Genomic DNA, 21,896 nt, shown 5'->3' with positions numbered 1-21,896 from the left:
AAGCAAGAATCCTATGGGTAGAACAAGCAAAGTGCCGTTTAACCATCGTTAGCAGGCTCCAGGGGGAATAAGCTTCTTTGGAACTAACTTCCAAACCGCCTGGGTCGGGAATATCCGACATAAAAGAGTCCACTCGGTATGCCCGACCGAGATGGCGCACTACTCTCACCCGGTGGAAAGGCACGCCCTAAAGGATTCAAACATGGATGATGGGAACGAAACAACCCCTGATGTTCTCCTGAAAATACAGGTAGGTATCAGCCATAAGACATAAGGGAGAAGGATGGTACAAAAAGCAAATGCCCAACCTGAATTAACAGGTAAAGCCGGAAAAAGGATGGCTGTAATCGCCGGGATAAGCTGACGTGTACCGCAGTGTGGGAAAGGCTAAAGGTAACAGTAGCAATGAATAAGCCTAAATTGGACTCAGTTTCACTGAATACCGAGGGATGGAAAACTATCAATTGGCTCAAAGCCGAAAGATATGTCTTTAAGTTGCAAAAACGCATTTATGCTGCTTCCCGCCGTGGCGATGTTAAGCGATGTCGCAAACTCCAAAAGACGCTGATGAGGTCTTGGTACAACAGATTACTATCGGCTCGTCGGGTAACCCAAGAAAACCAAGGTAAAAAGACGGCAGGAGTGGATGGCAAAAAAACGCTGTCCCCAGAAGCACGTATGAAACTGGCAAGGGAACTAAAACTTACTGGAAAATCCAAACCCACTCGTAGAGTATGGATTCCAAAACCAGGAACACAAGAAAAACGCCCATTAGGAATACCCACAATGTACGACCGTGCATTACAAGCCGTAGTAAAATCTGCACTAGAACCTGAATGGGAGGCAGTCTTTGAACCAAATTCCTATGGTTTTAGACCAGGAAGGTCTTGCCACGATGCAATTAAACAAATCAAACTCTGTATACAGAATCAGGCAAAATTCGTACTAGATGCGGACATAGCCAAATGTTTTGATTGCATTAACCACATAGCCCTACTTCAGAAACTTAACATCAGAGGAAAAGCTAGGCAACAGATAAAAGCTTGGCTCAAATCTGGGGTCATAGACCAGGGGGCATTTACGGCTACATCTCTTGGAGCACCGCAAGGTGGTGTTATTTCACCACTACTGGCAAATATAGCCCTCCACGGCTTAGAAAATGCACTCAACAACTTTGCCACAACACTCGATATTCGTGATAAAAACGGTAAAAGAGTGTCACGTCAAGAAAGAATCAAATCACTTAGCTTTATACGCTATGCAGATGATTTTGTTGTGTTGCACAAAGATAAGGCTATAGTCCAAAGATGCCGAGAAATCATCTCGGAGTGGTTAAAAGACATAGGCTTAGAACTTAAACCCGAAAAAACCAGGCTAACTCATACACTCACCAATGAACTGAGTGAAGATGGTAAAGCTGGATTCAACTTTCTTGGTCACCATATCCAGCAATACCCAGCAGGGAAGTACCGCAGCAATAAAAATGCTGAGGGAAAAATACTTGGTTTTAACACCCTCATCACCCCATCCACGAAGGCGAGTAAGGCACATCAAGAGGAAATCGGAAGAATCATCAGAAAACACAGGTCTTCGCCCCAAGCGGCACTAATCAAAGACCTCAACCCTGTAATCAGGGGATGGACTTCCTACTACTCAAACTCCGATGCCCAAACTATCGGAGAATTATCAAAACAAGACAACCTCACATACCTGAAACTTCAACGATGGGCAACACGCCGATGTGGAACTACAGCAAAAGGACATACCAAATACTGGACATCCATAGAAGGCGTTAACTGGGTATTCGCAACAAGAGTTGGGGATGCGAACCCCCTTCGGTTACTAAAACATAACCAATTCTCTTGCAGTAGCACTAGTTATGTAAAAGTCAAAGGTGATAAAAGCCCCTACGACGGCGACACAGTTTACTGGAGTTCAAGACTAGGGAAACACCCTCAAATGCCTAGTCGTAAGGCTAAGTTGCTAAAACTTCAAAAGGGTAAATGTCCCTGGTGCGGATTAAGCTTCCAAGAATGGGATGTAATTGAAATAGACCATCAAATCCCCAAAGCACTAGGCGGTAAGGATGAATGGAAAAACCTGCAATTATTACATCGGCATTGTCATGACGAAAAGACCGCAATTGACCTTAAAGAAATTCGGAATAAAGACCACTCCAAATTCCAAGAATTGCTCTCTAAATTTTGGGAGAAATTCGACTGGGAATGGCTAAACGATATTCCAAACTTTCTTGGTCATGCTGTTAGGAAGTCCGACATGACAAATGGACAACACACTGAGTAGCCGTGTGCGGTGAAAGTCGCACGCACGGTTTCGGATGGGAGGGGTGATGCAGTAATGCACACCTCGACCCTACCTACGCTTACGCAATCAAAACCCGACATTCGAGCTTGGAACTCGGAACTTTGAGCTTTGAACTCGAAGTTTCAACCTCAGAACTTGGAACTTTGACTTCAGAACACAAAACTTCGAGCCTGGAACTCGGAATTTCAACATCAGAACACGAAATTTCAAGCTTGGAACTCGAACAATGGTGTTTATTTCTCCAATGTTCGCCTTCCAAGGTAGATTTATCATGATTTGGGCATAGGGTGATCGCAAATCCATCGAACATCACGCTATCATCGAGTATCGTGGCTTTTCTGTGCGTGAATCTTGACATCTATCTATGACCCTATGACCGCTTCTGACTCTGACATCCAGCCAGCAGAAACTACTCAACTGGCTGTGCCTCATGCGGATACGCGACTAGTAGACCGCAGTAAGCTTAAACAAGTAGTGGAATAAGAATAGCAAAGGCAAAATCGAAACATAAAAAAATCTTGAGCGATCGCAAATCCATCTAACATCACGCTATCATCGAGTATTGTGGCTTTTCTGTGCGTGAATCTTGGCATCTATCTATGACCGCTTCTGACTCTGACATCCAGCCAGCAGAAACCAATCAACCCCCTGCACCCCACGCTGATACGCGATTGGTAGACCGCACTAAGCTGAGTAAAATGTATCAGCATTATGTGGAAATTAAAGATAAATATCCTCATGCGCTGTTGCTGTATCGAGTAGGCGATTTCTTTGAAACTTTTTTCCAAGATGCGGTGACTGTCTCTCGTGAACTGGAATTAGTTCTCACCAGCAAGCACGGCGGCGAAGTGGGACGGGTGGCAATGACTGGTGTGCCGCACCACGCTTGGGAACGCTACACTACTTTATTGGTAGAGAAAGGTTATGCAGTTGTTATTTGCGACCAAGTAGAAGATGCTTCGGAAGCTGTGGGTTTGGTGCGCCGGGAAGTAACGCGCATCCTCACCCCTGGCACGTTGTTAGAAGAAGGAATGCTAAAATCTAGCCGCAATAATTATTTGGCGGCGGTTGTTATTGCTGGTACTCACTGGGGTTTAGCTTACGCAGATATCTCAACTGGGGAATTTCTCACAACTCAAGGTAGCGATTTAGAACACCTGACGCAAGAATTAATGCGTTTGCAACCTTCCGAGGTGTTGGTTCCAACAAATGCGCCTGATTTGGGTGCTTTGCTGCGTCCAGGAGAAACTTCGCCTCATCTTCCCCAATGTTTACCGCCATCATTTTGTTATAGTTTGCGATCGCAAGTACCTTTTTCTCAAGGTGAAGCTAGAAGTAAATTATTGCAGAAATTCAAGGTGCGATCGCTCGAAGGTCTAGGTTGTGATCATCTTCCCCTAGCTGTGCGGGCGGCTGGCGGTCTTTTGGAATATGTGGAAGAGACTCAAAAGGAAAACACAATTTCCCTGCAAAGGTTACGCACCTATACACTCACAGATTATCTAATTATTGACCATCAAACCCGCCGTAATTTAGAAATTACCCAAACAGTTCGTGATGGAACTTTTCACGGTTCTTTGCTGTGGGCATTAGATAAAACTAGCACCGCAATGGGTAGTCGCGCTTTACGGCGTTGGTTATTACAACCGCTACTTGATATTAAAGGCATCCGAGCGCGGCAAGATACAATTCAAGAATTAAAAGAAAATACACCTCTGCGCCAAGATTTGCACTATTTATTACGGCAAATCTACGACCTTGAACGCCTCACAGGACGGGCGAGTTCTGGTACTGCCAATGCCAGAGATTTAGTCGCTTTAGCTGATTCTCTCTCACGTTTACCAGAGTTAGCCCGTTTAGTAGCCAATGCCAATTCTCCTTTCTTGAAAGCTTTGCAGAAAGTGCCGCCTGTATTAGAAGAATTGGCACAAAAAATTCAAGCCCACATTGTCGAAGCACCACCCTTACATTTAAAAGAAGGGGGGCTAATTCGTCCGGGCGTTAATGTTTTGTTGGATGAAAGAAAGGCAACTGTAGAAGCAGACCATCAATGGATTGCAAATTTAGAAGTTGATGAACGGGCGAGAACCGGAATTCCGACTTTAAAAGTAGGATTTAACGAAACCTTTGGTTACTACATTAGTATTTCGCGCACCAAAGCCGACCAAGTACCCGCTAACTATATCCGCAAGCAAACCCTGAAGAATGAGGAACGTTACATCACCCCAGAACTAAAGGAACGAGAAGCACGCATTCTCAGTGCCAGAGATGATTTATATAAGTTGGAATATGAGATTTTTGTAGCATTGCGGGAAGAAGTCGGCGAACAAGCAGAAGCTATACGTCAACTTTCTCGCGCCGTCGCGGCGGTGGATGTGTTGTGTGGTTTAGCCGAGTTAGCAGTGCAACAAGGTTACTGTCGTCCCGAAATGATTTCAGGGCGCGAGATAGAAATTGTTGATGGTCGCCATCCGGTGGTGGAACAATCTTTACCAGCGGGTTTCTTTGTGCCGAATTCAACCCAGCTAGGACAAGAGTCATCAACACATGAAAACCCTGACTTAATTATTCTTACTGGGCCAAATGCCAGTGGTAAAAGTTGTTATTTGCGTCAAGTAGGATTAATTCAATTGATGGCGCAAATTGGTAGTTTTGTCCCCGCTAAGTCGGCGAATTTGGGAATATGCGATCGCATTTTTACCCGTGTCGGCGCAGTTGATGATTTAGCAACAGGTCAATCTACCTTTATGGTAGAAATGAATGAAACCGCCAATATTCTCAACCATGCTACATCTCGGTCGTTAGTCTTGTTAGATGAAATTGGTCGCGGGACAGCAACTTTTGATGGTCTTTCCATTGCTTGGGCGGTAGCAGAATATATTGCCACAGAAATTCGTTCTCGGACAATTTTTGCCACTCACTACCACGAATTAAATGAGTTGGCGGGGATGTTACCTAATGTGGCAAATTATCAAGTAACAGTCAAAGAATTACCAGATCAAATTATCTTTTTACACCAAGTTCAACCAGGTGGTGCGGATAAATCTTATGGCATTGAAGCGGGAAGATTAGCAGGTTTGCCAGCGGTGGTGATTCAACGGGCAAAACAAGTCATGGATCAAATCGAGAAACACAGTAAGATTGCGATCGGACTGAAAAATTTGACATGAGTAAAAAACCTACACCTGTCACACATTCTTGTTTATGTTTTTTGATTTTGCGATTTAAATCGACCTGCAATAAATTCTCGCTTATTTAAATGTTTTGTCTTCCGTTTGGTAACTCGTTCTCGCCACATCCGAAAACTGGATTCTTTCATTTGCTGGCGCATCAATGCAATTACTTGCTTTTCTTTCAGTCCAAACTGAGTTTCAATCGCATCAAATGGTGTTCTGTCTTCCCAGGCCATTTCAATAATGCGATCAATTGTTTGGGTATCAAGGTTTGGTAACTTCATTCCTTTGTTGATAATTAGTCAATTACAGCTAGATATATTCTAATTTTAAAAATGCTACTCCCAAAACTGCTTATTTAAAAGTAGTCCTCTTGAGAGGACTTTTGCCATGAGACTCGGAATTTATTCCGAGGTAGGATAGGCATTCTAGCGACTTAAACTCAAGAACTACAAATCCTCACCTAGCGATCGCCCAGAGATCACAATAAAGCCAACAGAATCAAGCTGAAGCTTTGGCTGACGGACTCCTTGAACAATAGCGGACTTTAAAAGCCTTTCTATTTTCAGTTCTTCAGCTAGAGTATGATTCCAAGTCTGTGTATTCAAGCGCAAATTTAATTGTTCTACTCTCTGCGCTAATTTCTGCTCTGCAACCTGAGCGTAGTCTTCACATAACTGAATAAAATTTTGCCGTTCAGTAAGTAATTGCTTAGATGCAGTACTTACTTGATAACAAACATTATGCCAACTATTAGGAGGAATAAAATTATCAATAATTTCTAAACGCTCTTTAGCCAAATTGTAATCTTGTCCTCGATGAGAATTTTTATCTTTCTGATATGGACGCTGTAATACATTTAAGATAGATTCATCTTGAACATCACTTAGAGTTTCCGAACGAGCATCAATAAAGATACTCTCAATAAAAGGCGGAAATAGAGCATCAACCTGGCGTTTCAAAATATTGAATTGAGAATCATTCAGTTGATAATCTGTAAAAACTTGCTTGATTTTTTCGAGATTACATTCAACTAAATAGTTACACTGAAAACCAAACCATTCCTTTTCCTGATGGCTATCCCATGACGAATCTTGTCGCCATAGAGCAAAAGCTTGACCGCGATCGTCCCATTCTATATAACTAGAGATTGTATCTACTAATTTTTCGCCAATGCGGAAAAGTTTGATACCAGGATGCTGGTTTGCTAAATTGCGGTTATAAGTACCAAATTGGTTTATATTACTATTAGCAAAGCGAGTTTTTAATTCGTCTACAGGAACTAAAGTATACTTACTTGCTTGATAGTGTTTTACATCTGTCAAATCTGGGTGATAAATCGATTTTAATTTTAATACATCATCAATCCAACCTTCGATCGCTCGTTTAATTTCAAGATGATTGCTATCATAATTCTCTAGTTCTTGGAAATATGTATTGGCATCTTTTTGAATACTAAATTCATTTAAAGCATTCTCTACATCTATTTCTAATTGTTCTTGCGCAATTTTCTGTTGAATTGATTCAATTTGTTGTAATAAACCACTACCGCCTAATTGAAACAGAGCTTTTTCTAACTCTGACAATTGTTCATTAAATTGACAACTAGCTATTGACTGGTTAAAAATCAAAAATCCATCTCTTAAGACTTGGTACCAAGCAGCATGAAGACTGTCTTCTAAATCAACACCAACTAGCACAGTAACATCAATATTTTTACAGCGACTAATTCTGTCAAATCTACAAATTCTCTGTTCTAGTTGATGAGGTATCCAAGGAATATCAAAATTAATTACCCAATCAATAAATTGAAAGTTATGCCCTTCTTGAGCAGACGCATCACCAATTAAAATAAAGCAATTAGGGTTATTATGAAACTGGGTTAAATTTTTTTCAGTTTCTACCCAGTTTTGTCCTGAGTGATGAATTGCAATACTTTCTGCACCAAAAGTGATTGATAGGGAACGAGCAATTTCTCGGCAAGCCTGACCAAATTCAGTAAATATCAATACTTTTGGTAAAAAATCACCAGGAATAGGTCTACGAATTCTCTGTTTGATTCTTTCGCTTAATTGGTCAAGATTATTACGAAATGATTGCAACCCATAAATTTCTGATAAGCGGTAGAGAACAATAATTTTTAGTAATTCAATACGGTCTCCGTCTTCTGATGGTTGAGCAATAATTTGCCGTAAAGATATAAGAATTTCTTCTTCCCCTGCAAATTTTGGAGTTTGAGTTAGCAGATTGATATCATGATTGCCAAATTCTTTAATCAAATCTTGGTTACGAATTCCACTTTGGCGGGCTGCAATTACTTGCTCTAAAATTCCTAACCAAGTACCAGAAGCCAAAAATAACAACAGAAAAATACGTTGATAATTTTCCTCATTAGGGGCATTAGTACGCCATTTTTCAATCAGTTCATGGATATCAAACGATCGCTCATCTAAATCGTATTCTTCTTTAGGTGTAATATTACGATTCAAGATGGCATCTTTCACATAAGTACGACGATTACAAAGTACTCGTCGATGTACTCGGTAAGTTTCATTGATATAAATACAAATATTCTGAACAATCTCACTTGGAATATTCGAGTTTGCTTGTAAACAATTTTCCCACTTTTCTATTAAAGATAACAAATATTTATCTTCAGGGAATAAGTTATGTAATTGATCTAAACTGCTTTTGATTTTAGAAGGATTATTCTCATTTTTTAATGAAAGAATAATTTGATTGCTGATTTGATTCTTCTGTATTTGCTGCTGAAAATCTGGTAAATTATTCAATTTGTAACTTGCTGGCTCTAGTAAGTGCAACATTACTAATAAATCTTGCTCGTTCTTCAGGATGTGACTAGCAGATAACAAAAGTAAATGTTCACTTTTATGGGCTAAATTTCTATAAAGTTCAAAACGCTGGCTGATTTTTATATCTTTAGAATTAGCCATTGCTGCAATATGGTGAGCTTCATCTATAATTAGTAGCCCAATATTTGTTTGTGGAGTGATTTTATGTACATCCTCAGATGCCAGCACCACTACTCTTTTGGGAAAATAAGAAATATAAAATTTATTTTCTAATTCATTTTTCCATTGTTGTACTAATTTGCCTGGAACCAGGACTAACACACGTTTTTCTGGTTCATCAAGCAGATATTGACGTAGAATTACACCTGCTTCAATAGTTTTTCCTAGTCCTACTTCATCTGCTAATATGTAGCGTTGAACAGGATCTTCTAATACACGCTGGATAACTTGTACTTGATGGGGATAAAGATGAATATTGGACGAAATTAGTCCTGTCATTCCACGACTAAAAGCCCTCTGCTTGACTAAACATTTAACCAAAGCCAACCTTCTGTCGTGCAAGTAAGGTGTTTCGTGTGCTTTAAGTGCTAAGGTTTCAATGGGATCTTTTATCGCTAAATTACAACGAACATAAGTTTCTGATTCAGCCGTAATTAGTAACTTTTTATCTGGCAAATCTATTTGATACTTTTGAGTGTCTTCGTCCCAAATAAAAATTTTGCCTACTACCCATTGATTCTGGTCTTTTAACTTGACATAACACCGAGTCTTGGGTCTTAGCATAACTTGAGACAGTGACTGTATAGGTAAAGTTTTTTGCAAGCGTTGCTCTATGGAACAGAAATACTCAACAATGATATTGCCATGAGAGATTTCAACGACTTTACCTATCCCCAAAGAATTACTTGAGGACTGCACTAGTGAGCCAAGCTTAATCATAGTTTTAGTCCCCTAAATGCTCCTAAACCTTGTAAAAACTCATCTGAAAATTTTGCAGAATTTCAATTGTAGCGGGTTTTTGTGTTGCCTGTTCAGGGAAGTTCTTAAAATCTTTGCTAAGCTGTCTGCTGTGGTGGCTTACTTTGCCTCACCTGTTGCTGATAGCCAAAAATTTGGGATTTCCACTCTCGCAAGGCATTCGCACTTATTACCAGTTGCTCTGCTCTGGGTGTTGGTGTAGACTTGACATCAAAAAATAGATTTAGCTGATTGGGTTATGAGGTGATGACAAAAGGTGTGACTGACAAGTTAATTATCCCTCAGAAGTGAAAGTAACTCAATTATGGTCTTTAATATTCAATTTGCACTAGCTGAACGTTAACTTGCTCTAACTCTCTAGTAAGTTTATTTGATTAAGTTCCAATGGCTTTGGCTAAATTCGTACAGATCCATAATAAAGCATTGGCACAAAAAATCACTCAAGCAAACACATCACTTGAGACTATGCACTTATAGATTCTTTGTATTCAAGGTTGTGATAATTACCAAACCTTTTGACAACTAAACTGACACGTTTCTCACAAGAAGTTACAAGCAGCTCTGCTTTCAATATTAAGAGCATCGCTTGAGAACAAAAAAGAAAGGTTGAGGTATGTTTTTATAATCCATAATGCCTAACACAGTATTCTCATCTACTTTTCTAAAAGAATCATTGATTGGCAAATAATCATAAATCATTGTGGCAGTGACTTTTCCTCTGTACTCCATCATTCGTAGTCTGGCTTGACTTTTGTCAGTTTTAAGTAAAGAATTAATTGACGTTAGTAAGGGTTTAAGTGAATTATTTTTAGGTATCGGTAATTTCAAAACCCAGTTCATTAAATTGGGATTCGGAGCAACCTGAAAAATTTTCCCCTGATTATCTAAAAATAACAACGGATTAACATTTTCAGAATTGATAAATTCCTTGCCATACCAGTTAGAAATTTCTAATAAGCCATCCATTGGATGATTTGTATGCAGTCCAGATCCTTGCCAACGACCATACATAAAATCCAGATTTACGGGTTCAAGAGCGTCAAACAATTCCAAAGCTTTTTCTGTCGTAGTTTTACCCGTTTTGAGAATTGATTGATAATTTTCTAATGTTTCCATTGCACATTCTCCTAATACTTATTAACTACTTCCATGCCATGTTTTGGGTTAATCCGTAATAACTATGATAATTGCTGATCAAGGAACTGACATGAGCAATCATTAGAGGATGTCTGAAAAATTTTTGATAGGTGATTTTAATCACGCAAGTTGGTAAGTAGACATAATATATTAGATGTGTTTGCTTGGGAGTCAAGATTTAACCGATCAGTTGAGCGACTTGCAAAGCAGATGCGATCGCTCCTTCATGTAAGCCATCTCCCAGGTAAGCTCCTGCATGGTAGGTATTGTTCTCGCCGTTAGTTTCAATCACTTCATTTCGGTATCGAAAAGCTTCAGTAGTATACAACGGAGTATGATGTTGCTGAATGTGAATGATGCGATCTTTGGCAATTAACTCTTCTAGTTGGAATGATAAAAAATAATGCGGTGGCGACGAAATATCGCACAGCTGATTCAAGTAACCGTTATATCCCCAGCGGGTGTCTGTCTGGAAGAAATCAAATTCTGAAGGATATCGGATACCGTGGTTGTCATACATGGAAGTATCATTATGAACTGTAGTAGTTGCATAATGGGCTTTCCAAGCCGAGAAGCGTTTAATTTCAGCATCCGTTGGGTCAGCTAACAGCGCCAATACCTGGTCGGGTGGCGTAGCAAACACGACTTTATCAAACTCCTGCATTTCGCCATTCAATCTCGCAATTTTCACGGCATCTGGGCTTCGGTAAATACTGACAATCTCCGCATTCAGCAAAACTTCACCTTGAAAGCGTTCCAGAATTTTTTCAATGTAAGAATACACACCGCCTTCAACCCTTACCCATTTGACCCCAAGGTAGTCACGTAGCATCGGAATTGCCAATTCTGCTGGAAAATTATCGATGAGTTCAAACGGCATCGAGTAGCTATACATCGTCAGCAACTTCAGCCAGAGGCTACCAGTAGTCTGGTCTTTCAAATAATGAGATAGTGGCTGGTCGTATAAATCTTGCAGATGAGCAAACCGCGTTTTTAGCCATAATCCAGCAGAACGGGCATAAATAGTATCGAATCGCAGATATTCGATGAGGCGTTGAATACCCGTGAAGTTCTTCTTGATGGCGATATCCGATAAAAAGTGACCGCCATTTTTCGGAAACAACGCTGAACCAATATTGACGGGTACTAGTTTCACTCCTAACTCTTGCATAAGAGCAACGAAGTTGTGAAATACAGTCGGAAATTCGAGTGTTCCACTTTCCAAAATTTCATTGCACTGGGATTGATTGGGCTTCACGTTTTTGTTCAGTGTCCGAATATGTCCTCCTAACATAGGCTGGCTTTCAAACACTCTGACATGATGCCCTTGTTTGTCGAGCCAGTAAGCTGTGGCCATACCACTCGCTCCGCCCCCAATGACAGCAATCCTCATAGTTCACCTCTAAATTGATGAAATGAATAGTGCATGAAGGTCTGTTTATACCAATTTGAAAAATGATGGCGACAGATGGATTTACAGAAGCTCAATCCAAAATCCAAAATGGTATCAGTTGTTACCTAAAATCACATCGCCCGATAAGCGTTGATACAAAAGTGTTCCTGTCCAGATGGTTGGAGCAAAACCTGGATAGCCTGATGAGGCATTGCAGAAATAGAAATGGTTGAGTGAGGTTTCGTGATTCAACCGTCCCAGACCCATGTTGCGCGGTGTGAGAATAGAGCCGTAGGAATTCCCTTGAGGACACCAGCAGAAGCGTTCATTGGTGGTGGGGCTGCCTGTGATATGGAAGACCATATGCTTTCTAAAATTCGGCACATAGTGTTTTTCCACAACATCCAGGATGGAATCGAAGATTTCTTGCTTTTTCTGGTAGTAAGCTTGGCGATCGCTCTCTCGCAATTGCTTGAAGTAGTCGTAATTGGCAACGGTGAGAAATTCCACAATCTGGCAGTCTTCTGGACAATCCCTTTTCGCTTGGGTCAATAAAGTGGGTGTTGTAATCGCAAAACTGGGATTGGAAAAGTCATGGCGTTCATACATCTGAGCAAAGGCTTCATTTAGATCTTGATGCCCTGTATGGGAGACATTCCACTTACCAAATCCATAGTCGCGCAGGTCAATATCTTTGACGACGCAATAAGCCATGAAGTTGGATGCCGAATATTCATAGTTGAGTTTCCGGCGCAATTTTTTGGAGAACTTTTCCTCACCAATCATTTTCGCGGCTTTTTTAGGGTCAATGTTGCAAATCACGGTGTCACCTGTAAATTCATGAGTTTGATGGGTGGTGAGATCCATCGCCTCAACTCCGGTGACCGTTTTGTCGCTAACTATAAACTTCGTGACTTCATGGTTGAGCAACACTTTTCCCCCGTTTGATTCAATCACCTTGACGAGTGAATTAATCACATGCTCAAAATGCTGAGTTGGGTAAAATGCGCCTGCTTGGTAGCCACGAAATAATGCAACCCAGGCATAAAAAGAAAGTTGGTTAGGAGGCAGCAAAAAATCAAGCCATTGCAGAGCTAATAAGGTTTGGGCGGCTTGGGGTAGCTGAAATTTGTCAAATACATCCTGAAGTGTGCTGTTGAGATACTGGGCAGTACAGAACACCTCATTCGGATGTTGGAGTAGTTCAGTTGGCTTAACTGGAGGAGCGAGTATTTTCAAGCCTGCACCAGTTTTTTCCACTTCATTGATGAATTGGCGAATGCGTTCCGCGCTTCGCGGCAGCGCTTCGCTATCGCTATGTTCAGGAAATAATGCTGATAATCGTCGAATCAGTTCTTCTGGTTTTGAGGGAATATTCAAGGCATACCCCGGCATTCGCATGTGGTCAAAGCCATCTGGGTCATACCTCTCAAAGGTCACGTCTTGATCTAAGCCCAGTTTTTTGAGTACCCGATTCACCGTTTGCCCTTCACCGCAGTCCCAAACGTAGTGAAGTTGGGCATTAAACGTATATTTTTTAGCCATTGTAAACGTATGCCCAAACCCTCCTGGATGCTCATGGGCTTCGAGGATTTGCACAGACTTGCCAGAGTTTGCCATCAAAGCACCAAAGACTAATGCCGATAAACCACTGCCGACAATCAGATAATCCGGTTTCATAAAATGATTCCTCGGATGATTGAATGTAATTTTCCAAAAAACTATGGATGTCGGCTTCTATAATTGGTGGGAAATTTTTAATAGATGTCGAATAAACTCTTGGCCTTGGTAATCATTAGGATGCACCTTACCAGCAAAAACAAACTACTGATTACTTAACTGCAAAACTTTTGTAGAGCCGAGCTATCAAAGCAGCACATAACGCTGTTTCTACAGTTCAAAGGGCGATCGCACTCACGAATCCTATGGGTGATGATACTCAAATGAAAGCTTGTGTGCAGATATGCCGTTGTTGCGCTGATTTCTATCGGCAAATGGCAATGGCAACTGCCTAATTCATCAGACATATCAGACATTGAGCCTATAGTCCTGAATAAAACGGGAATATAAGCTTTTTCAGCTTATATTCCCGTTTTATCCAAACATAAGAAGGCTACAAATAAGCACAAATTAGTATATGTTTACTAATTCTAAAATTAGAACCAATACTTGGGATATGTTCTCTCGTGTGCCAGATTATTGAATACCACAGCACAAAGTACCAAAATTATCGAACCTTCTAAGGCTGGAGTTAAAAGAAATTGCCAGGATGCTTTTGTCATCATCACAACTAATGCAACTGCTCCCGAAGGAGGGTGTAATGTTGACGTAAGTTGCATCATTCCAATGGCTGTAGCTACAGCCATTCCCATTGCCCAAGGTTCTGAACCGAAAAGATGCAAAATGGTCAGGCTAACTAATGCCGCTACAAAATTACCGCCAATTACATTCCGGGGTTGAGCTAAAGGACTGTCAGGTATACCAAAGATTAATACGCTAGTAGCTCCAAAGGGAGCCATCAGCAAAGGAGAATTAGTTTTTATAGAAAGGTAAGCCGTTGCCGCTATTCCAATAAAACTACCACACCAACTCCAAAAGATGTGTCTGTGGTGGGGTCTATCTAAACAAAATGAACGTCTCGTTCCACGTATTTTAAAGCAGTAATTTTTCCATTTCTCCTGAACATTTTGATAATTCAATCTTGCTAGATAGGTTGAATAAATCCGTTTTTTGGGTAAATAACCTTTCATAATTTTCCAGAGCAACTACAACTAACAGTCCTCAACACACAAAAATTCCCTGTATTTACTGCCTTAGCTCGTCTTTGTCAGTAAATTAGATAAAAAATATCTAAATTCTGTCAATAGAGGGAATTTAAAATTAGATTTATTAGCTTAAATTCCTATGTGATGAACAAAAACGTTAAGGCATAAATCAGCATTTTTATCAATGAAAAACTCATATTTATTGATTTAAAAAGTTTGGCAGCCTAAAAATGTCATGAAATCATGACATATAAGTTCCAAAATATCTTTTAAATCTGTGCAAGGAAATACAAAAACTATATAAATAAGTAATCATACTCATAAAATTTAATTATATTTTTATATATTTGCAGGATAAATTGGTATAAGCATAGGCAAAGCGATCGCATTTTAGTTAGTTCACTAGAAAGTCAAGGCACTGAACAGAAATTGTGCCTAAGTTCAGTTAATCTATGAAAAATAGCTGCAAAGCTTGTTGAAAAAGGGATTTCTGCTTAGTTCCAATTTTTTTCCTTTACCCCCTTGACACTCCAGTTCACTGGAGGATTCAAGATGAAATCAGTCTTGAACACGACTTGATAATTGGAGCTTTGAAATGGAGAATGCCACAATTAAGCTGCGCGGGATGAGTTGCGCTTCCTGTGCCAAAAGTATTGAGGATGCTATCAGTTCTGTTCCTGGTGTAAATGAATGTAGTGTGAACTTTGGGGCAGAACAAGCAACAGTTGATTATGACCCCAGAAAAGCAGATTTACAAACCATAGTCGATGCAGTGGATGCCGCAGGTTATTCTGCCTATCCCCTCCAAGAACAAAATCTGCTGGCGGGAGAAGATGATGAAGAAAAAAGATATCGTCAGAAAGAATTTCGTGATTTGCGGCAGAAAGTTATAGTAGGGGGCATCATTGGCTCTGTGCTAGTAATTGGCTCACTACCAATGATGACAGGGTTACACCTGCCTTTAATTCCGACATGGTTGCATCATCCTTGGCTACAATTAGTCCTCACCACTCCTGTACAGTTCTGGTGTGGTTACTCCTTTTACGTCAATAGCTGGAAAGCTTTCAAGCGCCATGCTGCCACAATGGATACCTTAATAGCTTTGGGTACAAGTGCAGCCTATTTTTATTCCCTATTCGCCACTTTATTTCCTGGCTTTTTCATTGCTCAGGGATTGATGCCAGATGTGTATTACGAAACTGCGGCGATTGTGATTACCTTAATTTTGTTAGGGCGATTATTTGAAAATCGCGCCAAAGGCCAAACTTCAGAAGCTATCCGCAAGCTGATTGGTTTACAAGCGAAAACCGCACGGTTAATTCGGAATGGTAGAGAAATAGATGTGCCAATTGAAGAAGTACAAATTGACGATGTGGTGCTGGTGCGTCCTGGGGAGAAAATTCCTGTTGATGGCGAAGTAGTGGACGGGACATCCACAGTTGATGAAGCAATGGTAACTGGTGAAAGTGTAGCTGTGAAGAAGCAACCAGGGGATGAAGTTATCGGTGCAACCATCAACAAAACCGGGAGTTTTAAGTTTAGGGCAACAAGAGTTGGTAAGGATACTGTATTGGCGCAGATTGTCCAACTAGTGCAGCAAGCTCAAGGCTCAAAAGCCCCCATTCAAAGACTAGCAGACCAAGTTACTGGATGGTTTGTGCCGGCGGTAATTGCGATCGCTATCCTTACTTTTATCATTTGGTACAACATCATGGGCAATGTCACCTTGGCATTGATTACCACAGTTGGGGTATTAATTATCGCTTGTCCTTGTGCGTTGGGTTTGGCAACACCAACTTCTGTGATGGTGGGTACGGGTAAAGGAGCAGAAAACGGCATTTTAATTAAAGGAGCCGAAAGCTTAGAAATAGCGCATCAAATTCAAACAATTGTGTTAGACAAAACAGGCACAATTACCCAAGGTAAACCAACAGTTACAGATTTTATTACAGTTAACGGTACGGCTAATGGTAACGAAATTAAGCTAATACAACTAGCCGCCTCAGTAGAACGTAATTCTGAACACCCTTTGGCAGAAGCAGTTGTTCGATATGCCCAATCTCAAGAAGTAACCTTAGCAGATGTCAGAGATTTTGAAGCTGTAGCAGGTAGTGGTGTTCAAGGTATCGTTTCTAATCGTCTTGTGCAAATTGGTACACAACGCTGGATGGAAGAGTTGAGTATTGACACCCAAGCCTTGCAACAAGATAAAGAACGCTTAGAATACCTGGGTAAAACAGCCGTGTGGTTAGCAATTGACAGCGAAATCAAAGGAGTTATGGGGATTGCTGATGCTATTAAACCCACTTCTACCCAAGCTGTGAGAGCATTGCAAAAACTTGGTTTAGAAGTAGTCATGCTTACAGGTGATAACCGCCGCACTGCCGAAAGTATTGCCCGTGAAGTTGGTATTCAACGAGTCTTAGCAGAAGTGCGTCCTGACCAAAAGGCTGCGATGATTAAATCCTTGCAAACAGGTGAGCAGAGGAGCAGAGAGGCAGAGGAGCAGGGGAGAATAGTCTTTCTAAAATCCAAAATCCAAAATCCAGAATCTAAAATTGTAGCGATGGTTGGTGATGGGATTAATGATGCACCAGCCTTAGCGCAAGCTGATGTGGGAATTGCAATTGGGACTGGAACAGATGTAGCGATCGCCGCTAGTGACATCACCTTAATCTCTGGAGATTTGCAAGGCATAGTTACAGCGATTCAACTCAGCCGCGCCACAATTCGCAACATTCGCCAAAACTTATTCTTTGCTTTTATTTACAACGTTGCTGGTATTCCCATCGCCGCCGGAATTCTCTTCCCCTTCTTCGGTTGGTTACTGAACCCCATCATCGCTGGTGCAGCAATGGCTTTTAGTTCAGTTTCCGTAGTCACCAATGCACTGCGTTTGCGTAACTTCCAAGCTAAAGGGGTTAGAGGCTAGGGGCTAGTATTTTTACTCAGCGCTCAGCACTCAATACTAACAACACAGGAGATTTTTCAATGGTGAACAAAACAGTACTCATCGGTAGTATAACCAGTGTAGGAATTGTACTCGGAATTGCATCTGGTGAAGTAGCAGGACAAACATCCCACCAGACACACTCATCTGCAACAGTTCAAACCAATCAATTTCAACGTATTGACCAACCATTAGGGAACAAGATAGCCGTCACCCTTGGCGGTTTGGGATTAGTTGGTTTAGAACTTTGGTGGTTCTTGCTGAGTAAACCTAAGTCTCAGAAAGCAGTTGCAACAGGTGGGAATATTCAGGAACTCACTATCACCGTTGATGGGGGATATGATCCAAGTCGAATTGTAGTGCAAGCCGGGAAATTAGTACGACTGAAATTTGAACGCAAAGATCCCAGCAGTTGCTTAGAACAAGTAGTAATTCCAGACTTTCACATTGCCGCAGATTTACCACTTAATCAAGTAACAACTGTGGAATTTACACCCGAACAGGCCGGAACTTATCTCTTCAGTTGTGGGATGAATATGTTTCGCGGTGCGATCGCAGTTCAAGCCGCAGACACTAGTGAAAAAACCACTTCTAGTCAAATTTAGCTTCTCGTAAGCTTGAACTCGTTGTTTATACCCAGCCTTGAGCCACTGTTTCATTTGGTTAATTTCTGCTTGCTGCAATCAATAATGCTATCTAATTTTCTCGATTGTAGAGATGTTGTTGCAACGTCTCTACAGAATTTATAGAGTGCAGCTGCTCATAGAATTGGTATAAATATTTTCTGATTTCAACTGGTTACATCATAAGCAACCGTTTTACTTACCAAGTAGTTTGACAAATCAAAATGAAATCACAGGTTCCTCTTTGTTGCCGTTCGTTTTTGATTGTCGTTTGGGTTAGGAAAATTTTGCGATCGCATCTCCATACCTAAAGTGCATCCATATAATACTGTTTTTTCAACACCGACTAGTAGAAAAACGCTCATTATGAAGATATAATATTTTGGCATCTACCATTAGATATAAAAACTTATGAATATTTATTTTTTTATATTTGTTTTATAAAAATTAAGGAAAAAATTTTCTCCTACTTATTATGTCATTGATGTATGACAATACCGTAGAAATAACTAGAGCTAAAATATTTGGATAATACGAATAATCACCTTTGACTAATAATAAAAATTCTCTAGTAATTTATATATAACTTTTTGATGTTGGTTATACTTATAAATATTTCAGTAAAATTCAAAAATACTTGGATTAAAAAAATATTTTTATTTTAAATTGTATATAATTTTACTTATTGAAATACACAAAACTACAGTTATCCTTTTTTAGAAGTATCAAGCAATAATAAAGCAAGATAGTTGGGTTTTGAATCTGAAATTTGGCTAAACATAGTCTCCAGTAAGGTTAAACCTAGGGACATAGATCACGAAGAAAATTCTACAGTGTATAAAACATAGTGTAAGCATAAGCATACCATTCGTAGAAATGTAACTAATACTACGTGTTACTTACACCATCACAAAAGATGAGCTTTTAAACTCCGCATAACTTTTTTATAAGTTATGCAGACATCAAGATGCATCTTAAACATCAGGTGCAGTTTTTTGCAAATAGTTTTTATGTCTAAAAGACTGACAAGGTACTACTAATAATTCAAGTACCTAGTTTTTGAATGCATAGATTAATGGCTGCAAATATTGCCATCTAAAGTGCCAACCATAGCATTAGCCACTTCAACAATTCTGTTGATTTAGTACTTCATACAATTGCAGAGGTGTTTTATGGAAAATTTCATTTTTCCCGATTTATACTGCCCATTTACATACCAAATAAATAAGTATGTTAATGTTATAGAGAATTATTCTTTGGAATGGTTACAACGCTTCGATTTACTAGCAAATGAACTAGCTTATCAGCGTTTATCTAAGTCAAAGTTTTTTTTATTAACAGCAGGTACTTACCCTTATTGTGAACTAGAAGATCTGAACATTATCAATGACTGGAACACATGGCTATTTATTTGGGATGACCAATGCGATATGTCAGAACTAGGAAAACAACCAAAAGTTCTCAATTTGTATCATCAAAGATTTCTAGAAGTACTGAATGGATCTGAACTAACTAGGCAAGATATGGCTTTGAGTTATGCTTTGAGTGATTTAAGAAAGCGAATTCTGCAAAGGGGAAGCGCAAAATGGTTTGATTACTTTGTTCGTTGCTGTCAAGATTACTTTCAAGGATGTGTCTTTCAAGCTGAATATCGCGCTCAGGGAATTGTGCCTAGTATTAATACATATATCATGATCCGCAACTTATGTTCAGCAGTAGAAACTTGTCTGGCTTTAATTGAAGTTGGATATCAAATGAAGGTACTTGATTCTTTAAGAAATCATCACATATTGCAACAACTAAATGTCACGGCAAACAATATTATTTCTTGGTGTAATGACATCTTTTCTGCACCCAGGGAAATCAAAAGTGGTGATGTGCATAATTTAGTATTTATACTACATCATCAACGGCAAATTAGTTTAGGAGAAGCTGTCAAATTGGCGGCAGAAATGCATGATCAAAAGGTAAAAGAATTGCTTCTTTTAGAAGCATCCATACCATCATTTGGAGAAAAAATAGATAATGAAGTTGCAAAATACATATCAGGATTACATTCCTGGATACGTGGTAATCTCAATTGGTATTTTCAGTCTGGTCGTTATCAGAATCAAGGAACGCTTGAACTTGCTAATTTTTAAGTTCTGCTAATACTTCTGTAAATAAGTAATCAATAATTATTCTTCTTTGTGAAGGACATAGCCCAATACAGTTCAGATAAGTTTTTTTGTCTTTTACTGTTCCCTATTCCCTGTTCCCTTGTTTCTACAGGGAAAATTTCTTAACTGAACCGTATTGGGACATAGCCAGCTGTAATTACTTGCAAATACTAAGATGCCATTACCGAATCCTCTTCCGACTTCCGCTTTTATTCAAAACCTGCAATGGGTAGTTGATCCTGTGCGATACATGAAAGATGCAGCCAAACAATATCCTGATATTTTTACTGCTAATATAGTTGGCTTTGGTCGTCCTGTAGTATTTGTCAACCATCCCAAGGCAATCCAAGAACTTTTAACCAACGATCGCAAAAAGTTTGCAGCTCTCGGTGCAGCGAACAAACTGTTTCGACCCTTAATTGGCAATACTTCGACAATTATGTTGGATGGCGATCGCCACAAACAACGGCGACAACTCCTCATGCCTCCCTTTCACGGAGAGCGGATGTGGGCTTATGGTGAGCTGATTGGCAACCTCACCACAAATGTCTTGAGTCAGTTCCCCCTCAACCAGACTTTTACTGCTCAAACTGCCATGAAAGATATTTCACTACAAGTCATCTTACAGGCTGTGTTTGGCTTGTATGAGGGAGAAAGATGTCAAAAATTAAAGCATCTACTGCCTAGATATCTATCAAATATCTTTCATTCACCACTCACTTCTACTTTTCTCCTTTTTCCCTTTTTACAAAAGGATTTAGGAGCTTGGAGTCCTTGGGGGAAATTTCTGCGCGATCGCCAAGAAATTGATCAATTGCTCTACACTGAAATTGCTGAACGCCGTTCTCAACTAGACCAAAACCGCAACGACATTCTCTCGTTGCTGATGTCAGCTAAAGATGAAGCAGGAAATTCGCTGACGGATTTAGAATTGCGCGATGAGTTAATGACCGTGATGATTGCTGGATATGAAACTACAGCAACTACTATGGCTTGGGCATTGTATTGGATTCACCACAATCCTGGAGTTCGTGAAAAACTACTTCAAGAACTCAATACTCTCGGTGATTCTCCAGATCCAATGAGCATTTTCCGATTACCTTACCTGAGCGCTGTATGTAACGAAACCTTGCGGATGAGTTCAGTTCCAATCTTCACATTACCAAGAGTCGTCCAAGAACCAGCTGAATTAATGGGGCATCCTTTAGAGCCAGGTACGGTAATACTTGGAGCTACTTATATCCTCCATCATCGAGAGGATTTATATCCAGAACCTCATAAGTTTAAGCCAGAGCGCTTTCTAGAACGCCAATTTTCTACCTATGAATTTATACCGTTTGGTGGTGGCGCTCGTGGTTGTATTGGTAGAGCTTTAGCTTCGTTAGAAATCAAGCTAGTGTTAGCTACAATCTTAACCAACTATGAACTTGCACTAACTGACACCCGACCAGAACGGCCTATGCGCAAAGGTACTACCCTTGCACCAGCCAATGGAGTCAAGATGATGATTAAAGGGCGAAGTGTGCGCCAAAAGTCGCTGATTCCGATGGCAGCTACACCAGCCATTTAATCGCCACATC

Annotated in this window: 12 protein-coding genes; 6 read left to right on the top strand and 6 right to left on the bottom strand. The window is 40.1% G+C overall.

Annotation, left to right across the window (positions count from 1 at the left end; all coding sequences use genetic code 11):
• Positions 1-405 precede the first annotated feature (405 nt).
• On the top strand, positions 406-2,304 hold the full coding sequence (gene ltrA / locus ACMX3D_RS28770; RefSeq protein WP_482749175.1) for a group II intron reverse transcriptase/maturase: 1,899 nt from the start codon (positions 406-408) through the stop codon (positions 2,302-2,304).
• A gap of 620 nt (positions 2,305-2,924) precedes the next feature.
• Complete coding sequence (mutS, locus tag ACMX3D_RS28765) at positions 2,925-5,495, top strand: DNA mismatch repair protein MutS (RefSeq protein ID WP_482749174.1); 2,571 nt, start codon at positions 2,925-2,927, stop codon at positions 5,493-5,495.
• A gap of 32 nt (positions 5,496-5,527) precedes the next feature.
• On the opposite strand, the gene ACMX3D_RS28760 is transcribed toward mutS, so the two are convergent.
• The 6 genes from ACMX3D_RS28760 to ACMX3D_RS28735 form a co-directional block, all read right to left on the bottom strand.
• Positions 5,528-5,782 carry a TIGR03643 family protein gene (locus tag ACMX3D_RS28760; RefSeq protein WP_482749173.1) on the bottom strand — a complete coding sequence of 85 codons (255 nt, stop codon included), beginning with the start codon at positions 5,780-5,782 and terminating at the stop codon, positions 5,528-5,530.
• A gap of 165 nt (positions 5,783-5,947) precedes the next feature.
• Positions 5,948-9,250, bottom strand: coding sequence for a protein DpdE (gene dpdE, locus ACMX3D_RS28755; RefSeq protein WP_482749172.1), 3,303 nt, complete (start codon positions 9,248-9,250; stop codon positions 5,948-5,950).
• Positions 9,251-9,862: 612 nt separating this feature from the next.
• Positions 9,863-10,405, bottom strand: coding sequence for a DUF4334 domain-containing protein (locus ACMX3D_RS28750; RefSeq protein ID WP_482749171.1), 543 nt, complete (start codon positions 10,403-10,405; stop codon positions 9,863-9,865).
• Between the two features lie 199 nt (positions 10,406-10,604).
• Positions 10,605-11,819 (bottom strand): FAD-dependent oxidoreductase, encoded by a 1,215-nt coding sequence (locus ACMX3D_RS28745; RefSeq protein ID WP_482749170.1) that lies wholly within the window; start codon positions 11,817-11,819, stop codon positions 10,605-10,607.
• 114 nt (positions 11,820-11,933) lie between these two features.
• Positions 11,934-13,499 (bottom strand): phytoene desaturase family protein, encoded by a 1,566-nt coding sequence (locus ACMX3D_RS28740; RefSeq protein ID WP_482749169.1) that lies wholly within the window; start codon positions 13,497-13,499, stop codon positions 11,934-11,936.
• 476 nt (positions 13,500-13,975) lie between these two features.
• Positions 13,976-14,569, bottom strand: a complete 594-nt coding sequence (locus tag ACMX3D_RS28735; RefSeq protein ID WP_482749168.1) for an HPP family protein — start codon at positions 14,567-14,569, stop codon at positions 13,976-13,978.
• A 610-nt stretch (positions 14,570-15,179) separates the two neighbouring features.
• On the opposite strand from ACMX3D_RS28735, the gene ACMX3D_RS28730 reads away from it, so the two are divergent.
• The 4 genes from ACMX3D_RS28730 (at position 15,180) to ACMX3D_RS28715 (ending at position 21,886) form a co-directional block, all read left to right on the top strand.
• The gene (locus ACMX3D_RS28730; RefSeq protein ID WP_482749167.1) at positions 15,180-17,516 is read left to right on the top strand and encodes a heavy metal translocating P-type ATPase; all 2,337 of its coding nucleotides are present in this window, start codon (positions 15,180-15,182) and stop codon (positions 17,514-17,516) included.
• Positions 17,517-17,575: 59 nt separating this feature from the next.
• Positions 17,576-18,139, top strand: a complete 564-nt coding sequence (locus tag ACMX3D_RS28725) for a cupredoxin domain-containing protein (RefSeq protein ID WP_482749166.1) — start codon at positions 17,576-17,578, stop codon at positions 18,137-18,139.
• Between the two features lie 1,190 nt (positions 18,140-19,329).
• On the top strand, positions 19,330-20,298 hold the full coding sequence (locus tag ACMX3D_RS28720) for a terpene synthase family protein (protein WP_482749165.1): 969 nt from the start codon (positions 19,330-19,332) through the stop codon (positions 20,296-20,298).
• Positions 20,299-20,491: 193 nt separating this feature from the next.
• On the top strand, positions 20,492-21,886 hold the full coding sequence (locus tag ACMX3D_RS28715) for a cytochrome P450 (protein WP_482749164.1): 1,395 nt from the start codon (positions 20,492-20,494) through the stop codon (positions 21,884-21,886).
• The last annotated feature ends 10 nt before the right edge of the window (positions 21,887-21,896 follow it).

The organism is Anabaena sp. TISTR 8404 (genome assembly GCF_056847745.1).
This window is presented reverse-complemented; position numbering and strand designations above follow the sequence as displayed.

Bases quoted from the DNA above. Each gene is read 5' to 3' on its own strand.
- ACMX3D_RS28760 (WP_482749173.1), bottom strand. From the start codon at position 5,782: ATGAAGTTACCAAACCTTGATACCCAAACAATTGATCGCATTATTGAA.
- ACMX3D_RS28720 (WP_482749165.1), top strand. From the start codon at position 19,330: ATGGAAAATTTCATTTTTCCCGATTTATACTGCCCATTTACATACCAA.
- ACMX3D_RS28745 (WP_482749170.1), bottom strand. From the start codon at position 11,819: ATGAGGATTGCTGTCATTGGGGGCGGAGCGAGTGGTATGGCCACAGCT.
- mutS (WP_482749174.1), top strand. From the start codon at position 2,925: ATGACCGCTTCTGACTCTGACATCCAGCCAGCAGAAACCAATCAACCC.
- ACMX3D_RS28735 (WP_482749168.1), bottom strand. From the start codon at position 14,569: ATGAAAGGTTATTTACCCAAAAAACGGATTTATTCAACCTATCTAGCA.
- dpdE (WP_482749172.1), bottom strand. From the start codon at position 9,250: ATGATTAAGCTTGGCTCACTAGTGCAGTCCTCAAGTAATTCTTTGGGG.
- ACMX3D_RS28715 (WP_482749164.1), top strand. From the start codon at position 20,492: ATGCCATTACCGAATCCTCTTCCGACTTCCGCTTTTATTCAAAACCTG.
- ACMX3D_RS28730 (WP_482749167.1), top strand. From the start codon at position 15,180: ATGGAGAATGCCACAATTAAGCTGCGCGGGATGAGTTGCGCTTCCTGT.
- ACMX3D_RS28740 (WP_482749169.1), bottom strand. From the start codon at position 13,499: ATGAAACCGGATTATCTGATTGTCGGCAGTGGTTTATCGGCATTAGTC.
- ACMX3D_RS28750 (WP_482749171.1), bottom strand. From the start codon at position 10,405: ATGGAAACATTAGAAAATTATCAATCAATTCTCAAAACGGGTAAAACT.
- ltrA (WP_482749175.1), top strand. From the start codon at position 406: ATGAATAAGCCTAAATTGGACTCAGTTTCACTGAATACCGAGGGATGG.
- ACMX3D_RS28725 (WP_482749166.1), top strand. From the start codon at position 17,576: ATGGTGAACAAAACAGTACTCATCGGTAGTATAACCAGTGTAGGAATT.